11 protein-coding genes are annotated in these 16,246 nt (G+C 71.0%); 6 read left to right on the top strand and 5 right to left on the bottom strand.

Annotation, left to right across the window (positions count from 1 at the left end; all coding sequences use genetic code 11):
• Positions 1 to 39 precede the first annotated feature (39 nt).
• The 5 genes from ACFYNP_RS05970 to ACFYNP_RS05950 are packed head-to-tail and all read right to left on the bottom strand — an operon-like array spanning position 40 to position 4,944.
• The gene (locus ACFYNP_RS05970; protein WP_388783013.1) at positions 40 to 1,071 is read right to left on the bottom strand and encodes an MCE family protein; all 1,032 of its coding nucleotides are present in this window, start codon (positions 1,069 to 1,071) and stop codon (positions 40 to 42) included.
• Positions 1,068 to 2,321, bottom strand: coding sequence for an MCE family protein (locus ACFYNP_RS05965; protein ID WP_388783010.1), 1,254 nt, complete (start codon positions 2,319 to 2,321; stop codon positions 1,068 to 1,070). The genes ACFYNP_RS05970 and ACFYNP_RS05965 overlap by 4 nt, the downstream gene beginning before the upstream one ends.
• A complete protein-coding gene (locus ACFYNP_RS05960) occupies positions 2,318 to 3,121 on the bottom strand; it encodes an ABC transporter permease (protein ID WP_100575331.1) in 804 nt (267 codons plus the stop codon). Before ACFYNP_RS05960 ends, ACFYNP_RS05965 begins: the two co-directional genes overlap by 4 nt.
• Positions 3,122 to 3,124: 3 nt before the next feature.
• Entirely contained in the window at positions 3,125 to 3,955 is an 831-nt protein-coding gene (locus ACFYNP_RS05955; protein WP_388404370.1) for an MlaE family ABC transporter permease, read from the bottom strand.
• Between the two features lie 2 nt (positions 3,956 to 3,957).
• Positions 3,958 to 4,944, bottom strand: coding sequence for an ABC transporter ATP-binding protein (locus tag ACFYNP_RS05950; protein WP_388783007.1), 987 nt, complete (start codon positions 4,942 to 4,944; stop codon positions 3,958 to 3,960).
• An 811-nt stretch (positions 4,945 to 5,755) separates the two neighbouring features.
• On the opposite strand from ACFYNP_RS05950, the gene ACFYNP_RS05945 reads away from it, so the two are divergent.
• From ACFYNP_RS05945 to ACFYNP_RS05920, 6 genes are all read left to right on the top strand, one after another.
• Positions 5,756 to 6,358: a hypothetical protein gene (locus tag ACFYNP_RS05945; protein WP_388404364.1), complete on the top strand. Its 603-nt coding sequence runs from the start codon at positions 5,756 to 5,758 to the stop codon at positions 6,356 to 6,358.
• A 130-nt stretch (positions 6,359 to 6,488) separates the two neighbouring features.
• Positions 6,489 to 8,027 (top strand): DUF6801 domain-containing protein, encoded by a 1,539-nt coding sequence (locus ACFYNP_RS05940; protein ID WP_388783004.1) that lies wholly within the window; start codon positions 6,489 to 6,491, stop codon positions 8,025 to 8,027.
• A 153-nt stretch (positions 8,028 to 8,180) separates the two neighbouring features.
• A complete protein-coding gene (locus tag ACFYNP_RS05935) occupies positions 8,181 to 9,128 on the top strand; it encodes a hypothetical protein (protein ID WP_388783002.1) in 948 nt (315 codons plus the stop codon).
• A 224-nt stretch (positions 9,129 to 9,352) separates the two neighbouring features.
• A complete protein-coding gene (locus ACFYNP_RS05930; protein WP_388783000.1) occupies positions 9,353 to 10,561 on the top strand; it encodes a helix-turn-helix domain-containing protein in 1,209 nt (402 codons plus the stop codon).
• Between the two features lie 165 nt (positions 10,562 to 10,726).
• Positions 10,727 to 14,674, top strand: a complete 3,948-nt coding sequence (locus tag ACFYNP_RS05925) for a Pls/PosA family non-ribosomal peptide synthetase (protein ID WP_388782997.1) — start codon at positions 10,727 to 10,729, stop codon at positions 14,672 to 14,674.
• Positions 14,671 to 16,089, top strand: coding sequence for a M1 family metallopeptidase (locus ACFYNP_RS05920; protein WP_388782994.1), 1,419 nt, complete (start codon positions 14,671 to 14,673; stop codon positions 16,087 to 16,089). The genes ACFYNP_RS05925 and ACFYNP_RS05920 overlap by 4 nt, the downstream gene beginning before the upstream one ends.
• The last annotated feature ends 157 nt before the right edge of the window (positions 16,090 to 16,246 follow it).

Here is a 16,246-nt window from a genome sequence, read left to right as displayed (position 1 = left end):
ACCGGCGCAGGGCTCCGGGCCACCGCGGTGCGGGGAGTCTCATCCCTGGCACCTCGATTCGCTGACCGGGATCCCGGTGGGCGGCGGGCTGCCGTCCGCGTTCTTGACGCCGGACACCTTCGCCTCGCAGAGGTAGAGGTTGAGCCAGGACCCGTACGACGCGATCCGGGTGACGGCCCGCATCTTCTCCGGGGTCTTCTGGAGGAAGTTCTCGATCTGGGGAGCGCTCTCGGCGAGGTTGGAGGACAGTCGGCCGAGCTGCTTGATGTCCTCCTTCAGCGGGGCCCGGCCGTCCTGGAAGAGCCCGGCGGTGACGGTGGTGAGGTCTCCCATGGCGGACAGCGCCTCACCGAGCGGCTTGCGGTCGCCGGCGAACCCGGAGACCAGCCGCTGAAGGGTGACCACGAGGTCGTTGAAGCCCGCCTCGCGGTCGTTGACGGTGGTCAGAACGGTGTTGAGGTTGGCGATGACCTCACCGATGACCTTGTCCTTCGCGGCGACGGTCGTGGTCAGCGAGCCGATGTGCTTCAAGAGGCTGTCCACGGTGCCGCCCTCCCCCTGGAGGACCTGGACGATCGAGCCCGCCAGGTCGTTCATGTCCTTCGGCGAGAGCCCTTCGAACAGGGGCTGGAAGCCGTTGAACAGCTGGGTGAGGTCGAGGGCGGGGGTGGTGCGCTGCACCGGGATGGTCGAGCCCGGCGCGAGCGCCGAGCCGACCGCACCGGTGCCGCGGCCCAGTTCGACGTAACGCTGGCCGACCATGTTGAGGTACTTGATCGCGGCCGTGGCCGTGCCCGGCAGGCTCCGGCCGCGCTGTACGGAGAACGTGACCTGCGCGAGCCGCCGGTCGACCACCTCCACCTTGTCGACCTGGCCGACCTTCACCCCGGCGATGCGGACGCTGTCGCCCTCGATCAGGCCGGTGGTGTCGGTGAAGCGGGCCCGGTAGGTGGTGGTGTCGCCCACCCCGGTGTTGGCGATGGACAGGGCGAGAACGGTGGTCGCGAGCACGGTCACCAGGACGAACACGAGGGACTTGACGAGCGGGCCCGCGATGCTGCGGCGCTTCACTTGATGGTCACCTCCGTCCCCCTCAGGGCGGGGCCGAGGAGCAGGCTGCTCCAGTCCGGCAGGGACTGCGGGGCCTGCCAGAGGGCGGGCGCGAGCAGTTCGTTCACCAGCTGGTTCTCCTGGGGCGAGTTCGGCAGACCGAGCCCGGCACTGGAGGGGGCGGCCGTCTTGGTGAGAGCGCTCTCGGCGGGGAGCAGGGAGCCGAGGTACGGCACCGGATAGCAGTGCGGTCCGTCGCCGCCCCGGTAGACGGGGGTGTCCTGGCCGGGCACGTACTTGCCGAGCGAGGGCACGACCCGGACGGTGACGTGCAGGCCGGGCCTGTCGGTGCCCTTGCCCAGAGCCTTGTCCATCGCGGGCACGAATCCGGCCAGGGTGCGCAGGGTGCAGGGGAAGGCCGACGAGTACTTCGCGAGGACGTCCAGGGTGGGCCGGCTGACGTCGCTGAGCCGGATGATGTTGTCCTTGTTCTGCTGGAGGAAGCCGGTGAGGTCCTGGGCCGTCTTCGTGGTCTGGCCGTAGACACCCAGGAGTTGGGTCTGCTGGTCGACGAGCGTGCCGGTCGTGGTGGTGGCGTCGGTGAGCGCTCTCAGGATGTCCGGGGCTGCGTCGCTGTACGTCTGCGAGACCTTGACGAGCTGCACCAGATCCGCGTTGAGGGCGGGCAGGTTCGGGTTGAACTTCTTCAGATGGGCGTCCAGCGTGACGACGGTGTCACCGAGTTGCGAGCCCCGGCCGCGCAGCGCCTGAGCGACGGCGGAGAGCGTGGACGACAGCTTGTCGGGCTTCACCGCGGTCAGCATCGGCAGCACGTTGTCGAGCACCTGCTCCAGCTCGATGGCGTTGCTCGACCGGTCCTGCGGGATGGTCGCATCGGCCGGGAGCGCTCTCGTGGACGGGTTCGGCGGGGGGACGAGCGCCACGAACCGCTCACCGAAGAGCGTGGTCGGCAGCATCTGGGCGCGTACGTCGGACGGGATGTGGCCGCGCTTGTCCGGCTGGAGGGCGAGGGTGAGCTTCGCCCCCGTGCCGTTCGCGCTGATGGTGCGGACTTCGCCGACCACGACACCGCGCAGCTTCACCTCGGCGCCCGGATGCATCTCGTTGCCGACGCTGCTCGTCTCGACGGTCACCGTGTCGGCGTGGGTGAACTGCTTGTCGTAGACGGCGATCGAAAGCCACACGAGCAGGGCCGGGACCAGGAGGAAGACGACTCCGGCGGTGCGGCGCCGGACGGTGAGCGCGTTCATCCGGCCACCTTCACGGTGGTGGTGGCGCCCCACAGGGCGAGTGAGAGGAAGAAGTCGGTGACGGCGATCAGCACGATGGCATTGCGGACCGAGCGGCCCACCGCGACCCCCACGCCGGCCGGGCCACCGGTGGCGCGGAAGCCGTAGTAGCAGTGGGCCAGGATCACCATCACGCTGAAGATGAGCACTTTGAGCACGGAGAGCAGCACGTCGGTGGGCGAGAGGAACAGGTTGAAGTAGTGGTCGAAGGTGCCGCGTGACTGGCCCTTGAAGACGACCGTGGTCAGCCGGGACGCGAAGTAGGAGCTGAGCAGCCCGATCGCGTACAGCGGGATGATCGCGACGACGCCGGCGATGATCCGGGTGGTGACGAGGTAGGGCAGGCTGCGGATGCCCATGCCTTCGAGGGCGTCGATCTCCTCGTTGATGCGCATCGCGCCGAGCTGGGCGGTGAAGCCGGCGCCCACCGTGGCGGACAGCGCGAGCCCTGCGACGAGGGGAGCGATCTCACGGGTGTTGAAGTAGGCGGAGACGAAGCCGGTGAAGGCCGCGGTGCCGATCTGGTTCAGGGCGGCGTACCCCTGGAGGCCGACCACCGTGCCGGTGAACAGGGTCATGGCGATCATCACGCCGATGGTGCCGCCGATGACGCCGAGCCCGCCGCTGCCGAAGGCGACCTCGGCGAGGAGCCGCTGCACCTCTCTGAGGTAGCGCCGCAGGGTGCGCGGGATCCACAGCAACGCACGTACGTAAAACGTGAGTTGATCGCCAGAACGGTCCAGAATGCTGAAGAGGGCCATTGGTCAGCCGCCCTTCGGGGGGACGATCTGGAGGTAGATCCCGGTGAGCACCATGTTGACGAAGAACAGCAGCAGGAACGTGATGACGACGGACTGGTTGACCGCGTCGCCCACGCCCTTGGGGCCGCCGCGCGGGTTGAGTCCGCGGTAGGCGGCGACGATCCCGGCGATGAACCCGAAGATCAGCGCCTTGATCTCGCTGACGTACAGGTCGGGCAGCTGGGCGAGGGCGGAGAAGCTGGAGAGGTAGGCGCCGGGGGTGCCGCCCTGGAGGATGACGTTGAAGAAGTAGCCGCCGAGGGTGCCGACGACGGACACCATTCCGTTGAGCAGCAGCGCGACGAACATGGTCGCCAACACCCGGGGAACCACGAGGCGTTGGACGGGCGAGACACCCATGACCTCCATGGCGTCCAGCTCCTCGCGGATGGTGCGCGACCCCAGGTCGGCACAGATCGCGGAGCCGCCGGCGCCCGCGATGAGCAGCGCCACGATGAGCGGGCTGGCCTGCTGGATGACGGCGAGGACGCTGGCGCCGCCGGTGAAGGACTGGGCGCCGAGCTGCTGGGTGAGCGAGCCGACCTGGAGGGCGATGACGGCACCGAAGGGGATGGAGACGAGGGCCGCGGGCAGGATGGTGACGCTGGCGATGAACCAGAACTGCTCGATGAACTCCCGCAGTTGGAAGGGCCGCTTGAAGACGGCCCGGACGACGGCCGCGGCCAGCGCGAAGAGCCGGCCGGTCTGGCGGAAGGCACCGAGACCGGGGACGGGGCGGCGCGGTGGCCTGTCCCGGCGGGGCGGCGCGGGCGCCGGGTTTCTCTCGGCCTCCATGGTCACGGCGTCGCCTCCTGGGCCGGGGCCATGCCGCTCTCGACGGCACGCCGGGCGGCCGGCGGCAACTCGTCGAGCATGCCCATCACCCGCAGCTTGCGGCGCAGCACCGCCTGGCGGGCGGGCAGACCCGGCGAGGGCTCCAGCTGCGGCACGATGCGTCGGGGCGGTGAAATCCCGCCCCCCGCAGGGGAGTTGAGCTGCTCCTTGGCGAGGGTCGCGGCATCCTTCTCCTCGGACATGCCGATGGGGCCCTCGCGGCGCCCGCTGAGGAACTGGGCGACGACCGGCTCCTCGCTGGTCAGGAGCACTTCGCGGGGGCCGAACGTGACGAGGTTGCGGCGGAAGAGCATGCCCATGTTGTCGGGGACGGTCGCGGCGATGTCGAGGTTGTGAGTGACGATGAGCATCGTCGCGTCGATCTGTGCGTTCAGGTCGATCAGGAGCTGGGAGATGAAGGCGGTGCGCACGGGGTCGAGGCCCGAGTCCGGCTCGTCGCAGAGGATGATCTGCGGGTCCAGGACGAGTGCCCGGGCGAGCCCGGCGCGCTTGCGCATGCCACCGGAGATCTCCCCGGGCAGCTTCTCCTCGGCGCCGAGCAGCCCGACCATGTCGACCCGCTCCATGACGATGCGGCGGATCTCCGACTCCTTCTTGCGGGTGTGCTCGCGCAGCGGGAACGCGATGTTGTCGAAAAGGGACATCGAGCCGAAGAGCGCGCCGTCCTGGAACATGAGGCCGAAGAGTTTCCGGGTCTCGTAGACGTCCCGTTCGGGGCTGTTCACCATGTCGACGCCATTGATGAGGACCCGGCCCTGCTCCGGTTTGAGCAGCCCGATGAGCGATTTGAGGAAGACTGTCTTTCCGGTTCCGGAGGGGCCGAGCATGACGCTGACTTCACCCGCGGGCAAGGTGAGGGTGACGTCCTGCCAGATGTTCTGCTTGCCGAAGGACTTGGTCAGACCTTCGACCACGACTTCAATTCCCATCCCACCTCCAGCAGGCACGTACGACGTGACACAAGGGCACCGAGGGGCGCACGGTAAGTTGCCCGGCGGCGCCGAAACAAGATCTCGGACGGCCACATCGGTGAATTCCCTTTTCGTTGTCACTCGTTGACAAGTTCCGAAGCCGGCCGGACGGACGACTGCGCAGAAATGGAGCGGTTACGCGGTGGTGCATGCGGAACAGGGGTGCCACGGCCGGGGGGAGCGAAGCCGCGGCACCCCCGCCCCGGGGAGCGCCCGGGCCCGGCGACAGGAGCGGGCCGAGCACTTCGCCCGTGCGGCTCCCGGCCTTCGGGGGCGCGGCCGGAAGCGTGGACGCGGACGCTCCGGACGGCATCTGAGCTGCCCGGACCGACCGCACACCGGACGCTACGGCCGGGTAACCTTGCTCTGCAATACCAGTTCCAGAAGTTTCCGCGAGCCCGCGCCCGGCCGTCGCCAACTTGTCACCGAGGCAGTACTTCGTTCCCAGAACTTGTCATCAGTTGATGGGTTTCACCTGTCACCGGCCGACAGGGCACCGCTTATGGGGAGAGAACCGGGAACTTCGGCACGAATGACCTGGCAATGGCCTGGCCATTGCGCACCAATCGACAAGAAAAACCGGCCGGTTGCTCATCCCGGGCACAAGGTAGGCCCTTGCCCGACACAATCTTGCACGGCAGGATTGTGCGCCCATGTTTCTCGCAAGTAACGTCCGCCTCGTCACGGATCGTACGTGGCCGAATCCGTCCCCGTAGCTGGTGAAATCGGAGGCATTACTGTGCGAAACCCCCTCGGAAAGCTTGCGCTGGTGTCCGGCGCCGCGGCAGCGGCGTTCGCCATGGCCACCGCCCCCGCGATGGCCCTCGCTCCCACCAACTGGGTCGTCGGCCCCAGCTCGCCGGAGAACTTCACCGCCAAGTCCACCAATGTGGTCCTTTCCATCAACGGCATCGACATGACGTGCACGTACTCCGACGCCGCCGGCTCCCTGCACAGCGCGACCGGCAACCCGGCCGCCGTCGGCACCATCAACCCGGTGCACTTCGGCAAGACCGGCGAGCCGTGCACCAGCTTCCTCGGCACCGTGAACACGGTCGCGAACACCCCGTGGACGCTGAACGTGACCAACTACACCGCGGCCACCGGCGTCTCGCAGGGCTACATCTCCGGCGTCAACGCCCGTGTCAGTGTGGCGACTTGCGCCTTCACGGTGACCGGTACCGCGCACGGCACCTACACCAACTCCACCGGTGACCTGAAGGTCGCCGCCACCCCGACCGAACTGACGGTCTCCGCGCCGACGGCCGGCTGTGCGGGCGTGGTGGCCACCGGCGACCACCCGTCGTTCAACGGCGACTACTACGCGGTGGTCACCGGCACCACCACCAAGCCCACCATCGTCGGCTCGTAGCAGCGGCATGACACCTCGCTACGCCCCCGGACCGTCCGGCCCGACGCACATCAGGCCGGACGGTCCCCCAACGGCGGCGCACCTGCCGCCGGCCCTCCCCAGGAGTTGAGCCAGTGGAGCTGAACGCGACGTGACCAGAACCCCGGTACCGGCCGGCCGGTGGCGGAGCGTGCGCAGCCGGGGTGCGGTGGCGGCGGCCACCGTGGTCCTGGCGGCGATCGTGCCCGGCGCCGACGTGGCCCTCGGCGACCAGCGCACCAGCGCCGAACTCGGCTACACCTGTGCGTTCCCGGCCGGGCCGCATCCGGTGAAGGTACAGGTGGCGGCCAGGTTCCCGGCCCGGGCCGCGACGGGCGCCGCGATCCTGCCCGCCGAGGTGACGACGTCGGTGACACTGCCCGACGCCGCCGTCGCCGAACTCACCAAGCTCCGTGCCGCCACGACCGGCGCCACCACCCGGCTCACCACCGAGGTGGCCCAGAACGGCGCCGCGGCCCGGGCCCTCTGGCTGGGCACCGCACCCTCCGTACCGCTCACCTCGCCGGGCGGCGCCGTGTTCCGGTCGACCGGCGACGTGCCCACCATCACCGCCAACAGCCCCGGCGACCTCACCCTCACGGCGGCCGGGCTCACCCTGGAATTCCGCCCGGTCACCACCGAGGGCGGCGCCACCGACCCGGCCACCCTCTCCGTGCCCTGCACACCCGCGCCCGGCGCGAAGACACTGCTCGCCACCGTGCCGATCGGCGCGGCATCGTCCTCGCCGACCCCGTCCCCGACCCCCAGCACCTCCGCCACCGGCCCCGCGTCCGGTGGTGCGTCGCGCAGCACTCCTGAGAGCGCTCCCAGGATCGCCCCGCCCAAGGGACAGGCCGCCGCCCCGCCCGCTGCCGCGCCCAAGTGCCAGGGCGACACCACCGACCAGCTGGCCCTCGCGGCCTACACCACTGGATACTCCAACGTCACCAAGCTGGGCGGCGCCTCGCTGATCCCCGTCTTCTGCGCCAAGGTCGTCCAGGGGCGCAGCCAGATCAAGCGCGTCGAAGTCCGGCCGGGCGTCTTCGAAGTGCACCTGCTCCAGAACTCGGTGGGCCGGCTCGACTACCAGGGCCGCGCCCAGACCCCGCCCGGCCCGGCCACGTTCCTCACCTTCGGCTTCATGCCGACCACCGCCACGATGACCCTCGTCGCGACCGGCCCCCTGTCCATCGAGTCGGACCTCAACAACAACGCGGGGCACGGCGAGACGTACATCAGGGCCTCCCTCGTGCTGCACATCTCCGACGTCAAGGTGAACGGGACCCCGCTCGACGTGGGCCCCAACTGCCGTACCAGCGGCCCGGTCTACTCCACCGACCCCGACCCGGCTCGGAACACCAAGGACCACATGGTCCTGCTGGGGACGGTCAAGAAGGGCGCGGACACCGTCTGGCGCGGCTACTCGCTCTCCCAGGGCGGGCAGCTCGACGGCTCGGTGACCATTCCGCCGTTCACCGGCTGCGGAGTCGGCGAGGACCTCAGCCCGCTGTTCACGGCGTCCGTGTCCGGGCCCGCCAACACGGTCAAGCAGAACCAGGGGGCGCCGTGCGCCTCCGGCATCGAGGACGACCCGACGCAGCTGTGCACCGCCGACAAGCAGCCGACGACCATCCCGACACCGCTGCGCTGAGCATCGCCTGCCCCGCGCTACCCGCTCCCCGCTCCCCGGGGTGCCGAACCGCGTTCAGATCCAGCCAACTCGCGCACCGTGCACGGCCGTTACCGCACCGCCCACCTACGTACCGGACGTCATGAGTCAAGACGTCCGAGAGGGGACGACCCGATGAGACCCGCATCCACCCGCCTGCGCGCCGGACTGCTTGCCACCTGCACGGCCCTGACCGCACTCGCGACGATCGGCCCGGCCTCCGCCGACGCCTCGTCCACCACCCAACTGGCGGGAGACTGGGCCCCGTTCAGCCGCTGCCCGGTGGACGACCCGGCCATGCTCGCGGCCGACGGACGCACCGACATCGTGCAGTGCATCGCCTCCCACTCGGCGAGCGGAACCATCAAGCTCGGCAACACCAACGTCGTCACCGGCGCCAGCGACCTCCAGGTCGGCGTGGTGCAGCACACCGGCGGCACGAACAGCCTGGTCGCACCGGCCGGCGGCGCGCTGATCGCCGACTCCGCCGACATCCCCGGCGGGCTGCTCGGTCTGATGTGCCCGAGCGACATACCGGTGATCGGCAACATCTGCCGGCAGATCACCAACGGCACCCTCAACCGCGTCACCGCGACCGTCGAATCGGCCGGGACGCCCACCGACTTCAACCTCACCGCGGGCGCCACCTCGGGGCAGCCGATCATCGCGATCCCGATCCGCATCCACCTCCAGAACCCGTTCCTCGGCAGCTCCTGCTACATCGGCTCCACCTCCCACCCGATCGTGCTGCGCCCGCAGAACGTCACGGCGCCCACACTCGGCATCCAGCGCTTCGACGGCAACGGAACGCCCGACCCCGCGGGTGACATGAACCGGCTCAGCCTCGTCAACGCGAGCCAGACGGACACCACTTTCGCGGTGCCCGGTGCAAGCGGTTGCGGCCTCGCCGGGCTGCTCGACTGGGCGGTGAACCTGAAGACCGGGCTGCCCTCGGCGGCAGGCAGGAACAGCGTCGTGCTCAACAGTGCCTCGACCTATCTGGCCGGTCTGCACGCCCCCGGCACGGTGGTCCCGGACAACGGCAAACTGCTCTCCCAGTACTGGCACTCGGCGGTGCAGTAGCCAGCACGCCCCGCCGTCCGACGGCCCGTCCTCGCCCGGGGCGGGCCGTACCGGATTCGGCCGACAACCGATGCCCCCTGAATCGAACGCCGCCTCAAGTGTTGTCCAGTACCTGAGAGTTGTTCTAGGTTCAGCAGTCCGCGAAAGGTACGCACCTGTCGGCCGGTGGGAGCGCTTTCTCCATCGGCTCTCCCCACCGGGCGCCGTAGTGCAAGGGGAGTGAGATGCCCACAGCCGCGCAATCACCGGACACCCAGGAGCCGTTGGGACCGCTCCCACAGGAGTTCGCCGCGATCATGCGGCCCGAACTCCCGGGTCTGCTCAAGGAGATAGGGGCGGAGATCACCCGCGCCTATCCCGAATACGCCCGGCTGCTCGAAGGCCCCTACGGCGAGGCGATCCGCGTCGGCGTGGAGCAGAACCTCACCGTCTTCGTCGACCAGGTGGCGTCCCCCAGCGCCCCCTCCGCGCTCCGCGACGAGATGTGCCGGCGCTTCGGCCGGTTCGAGGCGTACGAGGGCCGGAGCCTGGACACCCTGCAAGGTGCCTACCGGCTCGGTGCCCGGGTGGCGCTGCGCCGGGCCAAGAAGATCGGCCGCCGCTACAACCTCTCCCCCGCGCTGATGCTCAGCTTCGCCGACGCCCTGTTCACCTATGTCGAGGAGCTGGAAGCGCTCTCACGCGAGGGCTATCTGGAAGTCACCTCGTTCTCCGGAGAGCGCTCGGACGCGCTGCGAAGACGGTTACTGCATCTGATCCTGGCCGGATCGCCGGTGCCGCGCGCGGCGGTCGCGGAGCTCGCGGACCGGGCCCACTGGCCGCTGCCCGAGCGGGTCACCCTGGTCGCGCTGCGCTCCGGTGCGGGGCTGACCCGTGCGGCCCTGGACAACGATGTCCTGGTCGACCCCGGCGAGCCGCTGCCGCACCTCCTGATACCGGGCCCCGTCGACGAGGTACGAAGACGGATGCTGGACGCGGCCCTGCACGGCTCCTGGGCCGCGGTCGGGCTCGAAGTCCCCATCGGCGATGCGTCCGATTCCCTGCGCTGGGCCCGCCAGGTCCTCGAACTCGCCGCGGCCGGGGTCATCGACAACGACTCGGGGACGCTGTACTGCGAGGACCATCTGGTCACCCTCTGGCTGCGCTCCGACCCGGCCCTCCTCGAACACCTCGGCCGCCGTGAGCTCGCCCCGCTCGACGCGCTGACGCCCGGCCGGCGCGACCGGCTCATCGAAACCCTGCGGACCTGGCTGGCGACCCGGGGCACCGCCGCCCACATGGGCGAGATCCTCGATGTGCACCCGCAGACCGTGCGCTACCGGATGCGGACCCTGGAGTCCATCTTCGGCGACCGGCTCACCGATCCCGAACACCGGTTCGCCACCGAACTAGTGCTACGCGCAAGGGACCTCGGGCACCGGGAACGGCCCTGAACTTGCCCCGATCGGCGCCATAATCATCCGAATCACTTCGAAAACAACGGATAAATATCGTCAAGTCCCAAGGCCGGAGCGAACCCGCCGCTGGATATGCCCGTCTGAGTGGGCGGATGTCCGAAGGATGTCCGTACCACCCGCACTACGCCAGAGGCATGCCGTATGTCTTCGCATCTGCCGGCCGTCTTCCGCGGCGCCGCCGCTCCGCACCCCCGCACCCTGCTCGACGTACTGGACGCGACGGCGGCCGCCCATCCGGGCGCACCCGCACTCGACGCGGGCGGCGAGCGGCTCACCTATCAGGACCTGTGCGACCGGATCACCGAACGCGCCGTACGGCTCACCCGCCACGGCATCGGTCCGGGCGACCGGGTCGGCGTCCGGATCCCGTCCGGCACCTGTGACCTGTACCTCGCCATCCTGTCGGTACTGCTGAGCGGCGCCGCCTATGTGCCGGTGGACGCGGACGACCCCGAAGAGCGCGCGGCGACGGTCTTCCGCGAGGCGGGGGTGTGCGCCGTGATCGAGGCGGACGAGCGGATACTGCCGGGGCCCGCGGCGCCCCTGAGGGCCCGCTGGCGACCCGCGCTGCCCGAGGACGACGCCTGGATCATCTTCACGTCCGGCTCGACCGGACTGCCCAAGGGCGTCGCCGTGACCCACCGGTCGGCGGCCGCCTTCGTGGACGCGGAGGCCCAACTCTTCCTCGCCGAGCAGCCGTTGGGCCCGGGTGACCGGGTGCTCGCCGGGCTCTCCGTCGCCTTCGACGCCTCGTGCGAGGAGATGTGGCTGGCCTGGCGGCACGGCGGCTGCCTGGTTCCGGCACCCCGCTCCCTGGTGCGGGCGGGCCATGAGCTGGGCCCCTGGCTGGTCGAGCGCGGCATCACGGTGGTCTCCACGGTGCCCACGCTCGCGGCGCTCTGGCCGGACGAGGCCCTCGAAGAGGTCCGGCTGCTCATCGTCGGCGGCGAGGCCTGCCCCGGAGCGCTCGCCGACCGGTTCGCGGTCAAGGGCCGCGAGATGTGGAACACCTACGGCCCCACCGAGACGACGGTCGTGGCGACCGCCGCACGCATGCTGCCCGGTGAACCCGTACGCATCGGACTTCCGCTCGCGGGCTGGGAGTTGGCGGTCCTGGACGCTTCCGGCGAGCCCGTGCCGTACGGCGGTGAGGGCGAGCTCGTCATCGCGGGAGCCGGCACCGCGCGGTATCTCGACGCCGCCAAGGACGCCGAGCGGTTCGCGCCGCTCGCCCTGCTCGACACCCCCCGCGCCTACCGCACCGGCGACCTCGTCCGCGCGGACGCGGCCGGCCTCGTCCACCTCGGGCGCGCCGACGACCAGGTCAAGGTGGGCGGTCGGCGCATCGAACTCGGCGAGATCGACGCCATGTTGAGAGCGCTCCCCGGTGTACGCGCGGCGGCCGGCGCGGTACGCGGCACCCCGGCCGGCGGCCAGATCCTGGTCGGCTATGTGGTGCCCGAGCAGGGGAGCTTCGAGGCCGGGCAGGCCCGCGGCTTCCTCGCGGAACGCCTGCCGGCGGCCCTGGTGCCGATGATCGTCGAGGTCACCGAGCTGCCCACGCGCACCTCGGGCAAGGTCGACCGGGACGCCCTGCCCTGGCCGCTGCCCTCCCAGCGGGGCCCGGCCGCCGACGACGACCCGGCCGACGACGGCTCCACCTCCGCACGCCTTGCCGGGGCCTGGGAGCGGATGCTCGGCGTGCACCCCGAACCGGACAGCGACTTCTTCGCGCTCGGCGGCTCCAGCCTGAGCGCGGCCCGGCTCGCCTCCGAGTTGCGCGCCCACTACCCCGGCGTGTCCGTCGCCGACCTCTACCGGCGCCCGGTCCTGCGGGACATGGCCCAGCACCTCGAATCCCTGGCGGGGCCGGCCGCCGAGGCACGCACCGTACAGCCGGTGCCCCGCGGTGCCGGTGCGGTCCAACTCCTCGTCACCACCGCCCTGTTCGGGGTGGCGGGGCTGCGCGGCCTGATCGGTCTCGCGACGCTCGACAACATTCTGGGGTGGCTCGCGCCGCAGGCCTGGGCTCCGCACACCTCCTGGTGGTTCGTGCTGGTCGGCACGGTGGTCCTGATGAGCGCACCGGCCCGGTTCGCGATCGGCGCCGGAGCCGCGCGACTGCTGACCCGGGGTGTGCGGCCGGGCGCCTATCCGCGCGGCGGCCGGGTCCATCTGCGGCTGTGGACGGCCGAACGCGTGGTGGCCGCGTTCGGCGTGCCGTCGCTGCTCGGCACGCCCTGGGCCCGGTTGTACGCGCTCTCACTGGGGTGCCGGGTCGGGCGGGGCGTCACCCTGCACGCCATGCCGCCGGTGACCGGGCTCGCCACGATCGGCCGGGGCGCCGCCGTGGAGCCGGAGGCCGACATCAGCGGCTGGTGGCTGGACGGGGCGACCCTGCACATCGGCGCGGTCGGCGTCGGCGAGGGGGCCCGCGTCGGCCACCGCAGCACCCTGATGCCCGGCGCGGTCCTCGGCGCGGGCGCCGAACTGGACCCGGGCGCCTGCCTGGACGGGGAGATCCCGGCGGGCAGGCGCTGGCTGGGCTCGCCGGCCCGCCCGGCCGACGCGGACGAGCGCGTCGCCGGCACCGGCTGGCCCGCGCCGCGCCCGGAGCGCTCACGCCGCTGGGCCGCCGCGTACGCGCTCTCCCTGATCGGTCTGCCGCTGCTGACCCTGCTGTCCACCGCACCCGCGCTCATCGGCGTCTACTACCTGGTGCGGTCCTGCGACACGCTCTCGGCGGTCGCCGTCCGGCTGCTGCTCGCCGCGCCGGCCGTCACCGTGGTCACCACCCTGTTCTCGCTCCTGACGCTCGCCGCCCTGGTCCGGATCCTCGGCCGCGGCATCAGGCCCGGCTTCCATCCGGTGTGCGGCGGCGTGGCCTGGCGCGCCTGGCTGGTGACCCGGCTGCTCGCCGGCGCACGCGGCAGCTTCTTCCCGGTGTACGCGAGCCTGGCGACCCCTGTGTGGCTGCGGTTGCTCGGCGCCAAGGTGGGGCGGCGTGCCGAGATCTCCACGGTGCTGCCACTGCCCTCGCTCCTGACGGTCGAGGACGGGGCGTTCCTCGCCGACGACACACTGGTGGCTCCGTTCGAAGTTCGCGGCGGCTGGCTGCGGTTGGGGACGGCGAGCGTCGGCCGCAAGGCCTTCGTCGGCAACTCGGGCATCGTCGGACCCGGCCGCCGCGTGCCCGACGGCGCCCTGGTCGGGGTGCTGTGCGACGCGCCCGCGCACAGCGAGCCCGGCAGTTCATGGCTCGGCCGGCCGGCCCTGCCACTGCCTCGGGTGGCGACCGCGGCCGACCCGGGCCGCACCTTCGACCCGCCGCGCCGCCTCGTACTCGCCCGGAGCGCGGTCGAGCTGTGCCGGGTAGTGCCGCTGATGTGCTCGGTGCTGCTCGCCGAGGCCGTGCTGATCGGCGAACAGAGCGCTCTCAACCAGGGCGGGCTCCCGCTCGCGGCGCTGGCCGGGGTCGTGCTGCTCATCGTGGCGGCGGCGGTCGCGGGACTGACCGCGACCGCCGCGAAATGGGTCCTGGTCGGCCGGTTCGAGGCGGCCGAGCACCCGCTGTGGTCGTCCTTCGTGTGGCGCAACGAGCTGTACGACACGTTCGTGGAGTCCCTCGCCGTGCCGTGGATGGCGAGCTCCTTCACCGGCACGCCCGTCCTCAACTGGTGGCTGCGCAGCCTCGGCGCGCACATCGGACGCGGGGTGTGGCTGGAGACGTACTGGCTGCCGGAGACCGATCTGATCACGCTCGGGGACGGCGCGAGCGTGAACCGCGGGTGCGTACTGCAGACCCACCTCTTCCACGACCGGATCATGCGCCTGGACACGGTACGGCTCGCGGAGGGCGCGTCCTTGGGCCCGCACAGCATCGCGCTGCCCGGCACCGATGTCGGAGCCCGGGCATCGGTGGGAGCCGCGTCCCTCGTGATGCGCGGGGAGAGCGTGCCGCCGGACACCCGCTGGGCGGGCAACCCCATCGCGGGCGAGAAGTCACCCCTCGCGCACGCGCAACCAGTCGCGGAACAACCCCTGTTGACGATTCGTCAGGGATCCTCGCGGGAAGGCAGCGCGGCATGACGCGCTGCACCCGGCGCTCCCTCGTGCGGGTGGCCGCGCTGTCCGCCCTCGGCACGATGACCGTGGCGGACGAGGAGGCCAACGGCCGCGGGGACCGCTACTTCCCGCAGCACGGCTCGTACGGACACGACACCCTCGCCTACGACCTGCGGATCGCCTACGACTCGGCCAGCGGCCGGCTCGCCGGAACGGCGCTCATCCAGGCCGTCGCGCTGCGCCCCCTCGACCGGGTCGAGCTGGACCTGTCCAGGCTCAGCGCGCACACGGCACACGTCGACGGCCAGGCCGCCCGGGTCCGCCAGCGCCAGGGCAAGCTATATGTGACGCCCCGTCAACCCCTGGTGCCGGGAGCCGTGTTCACCACCAAGGTGCGGTACGGGGGGCGCCCGGGGCCGGTCCGCTCGCCGTTCGGAAGCATCGGCTGGGACCGTACGGGCGACAGCCACGACGGCACCCTGGTCGCCTCGCAGCCGCTGGGGGCGCCGTCCTGGTTCCCGTGCAACGACCGGCCCGACGACAAGGCGGCGTACACGTTCCGGGTCACGGTGCCGCGGGACCGGCAGGCGCTCGCCAACGGGACGCTCACCGAGTGCCGCAGCGAAGGCGCCACCGACGTGTGGACGTACCACCACCCCGGCCCCATGGCCACGTACCTCGCCGCGCTCTACACCGGCCGCTTCCAGCACGACAGCGTGCTCGCGCCGGGGCCGCCGGGCGGCAAGGCGATCCCGGTGCACAACGCCTACCCCTCCCGCATCGCCGAGGCGGCCCGGCACGACCTGGGCCGCCAGCCCGACATGCTGCGGCACTTCTCGGAGCTGTTCGGGCCCTACCCCTTCGAGGCGTACGGGGCGGTGGTGGTGGACGCCGACCTCGGCGCGCCCGTCGAGAACCAGACGCGCTCGGTGTTCGGGCGAAACCACATCGACGGGCGCCGGGGCTGGGAGACGCTGGTGGCCCACGAGCTGGCGCACCAGTGGTTCGGCAACAGTGTGGGCATCCGCGAGTGGCGGCACATCTGGCTCAACGAGGGCTTCGCCACGTATGCCGAATGGCTGTGGTCGGAACACATCGGTGAGGACGGTGCCGACGAGATCGCCCGCCGCGAGTGGCGGAGCCTCGCCCGGCGCAGCCAGAACCTGCGGCTCGCCGAACCCGGACCGCGCCGCATCTTCGACGACCGGCTCTACACCCGGGGCGCGTGCACCCTGCACGCGCTGCGGCTGACCCTGGGCGACGAGCGGTTCTTCGCGGTGCTGCGCGGCTGGCACGCGGCGCGGCGGGGCCGGATCGGCGACACCATCGCCTTCATCGCGCATGCCGAGGCCGCCTCGGGAGAGTCACTGCGTCCGCTCCTCCAGGCCTGGCTCTACGACAAGAAGCTCCCGGACTTACCGACGAAGATCGCGGACTGACGTCGGCCGCCGTATACAAAACCTGCGCCGGTACGACCCCATGCGCGGCTTACGTCAACCTTTGCACCCCTGCCCGACCCTTGCTAACCACCCTGTGCAACCCCTTACTGTGCGCTTGGCCGTTACGGGCCGATTTCACGCGTCGTGCTGATTGCAC

It is taken from the genome of Streptomyces sp. NPDC006691, assembly GCF_042869955.1.
Taxonomy (GTDB): Bacteria; Actinomycetota; Actinomycetes; order Streptomycetales; family Streptomycetaceae; genus Streptomyces.
Note: the sequence above shows the minus strand (reverse complement) of the source record. Positions and strands in the feature narration are given on the sequence as shown.